The sequence below is a fragment of the Flammeovirga aprica JL-4 genome (assembly GCF_012844305.1).
Classification (GTDB): Bacteria; Bacteroidota; Bacteroidia; order Cytophagales; family Flammeovirgaceae; genus Flammeovirga; species Flammeovirga aprica.
This window is the reverse complement of the sequence record NZ_JABANE010000385.1, coordinates 1-619: the sequence shown is the minus strand read 5'-3', so window position 1 is coordinate 619 and position 619 is coordinate 1. Positions and strand designations below refer to the sequence as shown.

Annotated in this window: 1 protein-coding gene; it reads left to right on the top strand. The window is 53.2% G+C overall.

The annotated features are described in order from the left end of the window. A partial coding sequence (locus tag HHU12_RS34505) for a DNA-directed RNA polymerase (protein ID WP_205960103.1) occupies positions 1-543 on the top strand: 543 nt, incomplete at its 5' end. Between the last annotated feature and the right edge of the window lie 76 nt (positions 544-619).

Genomic DNA, 619 nt, shown 5'->3' with positions numbered 1-619 from the left:
AAGCTTCTGGCTGCTGAAGTCAAGGACAAGAAGACCAAAGAGGTACTTCGTAAGCGCTGCGCAATCCACTGGGTAACACCAGACGGCTTCCCGGTGTGGCAGGAATACCACAAGCGTGACCAAGCGCGGCTGAAGCTGACGTTTCTGGGTCAGGCCAACGTGTTCATGACGTACAACAAAGGGGACACCAAAGAGATTGACGCGCACAAGCAAGAGTCGGGCATCGCGCCTAACTTTGTGCACTCACAGGATGGTAGTCACCTGCGCATGACCGTAGTGCACGCTAACGAGGTCTACGGGATTGACTCCTTCGCGCTCATTCACGACTCCTTCGGGACCATTCCAGCGGACGCCGGGAATCTCTTTAAGGCAGTCCGTGAGACGATGGTCAAGACCTACGAGGACAACGATGTAATCGCTGACTTTTATGACCAGTTCGCTGACCAGCTGCACGAGTCTCAACTGGACAAAATGCCTGCGGTCCCGGCCAAAGGTGACCTGAATCTGCGCGATATCTTAGAGTCTGACTTCGCGTTCGCCTAAGGTCTCAGGCAATTAGGTAGCACTATAGGGAACCTTCGAACGACCGAGGGTTCCATTACTTAAAGTCTTAACTTAA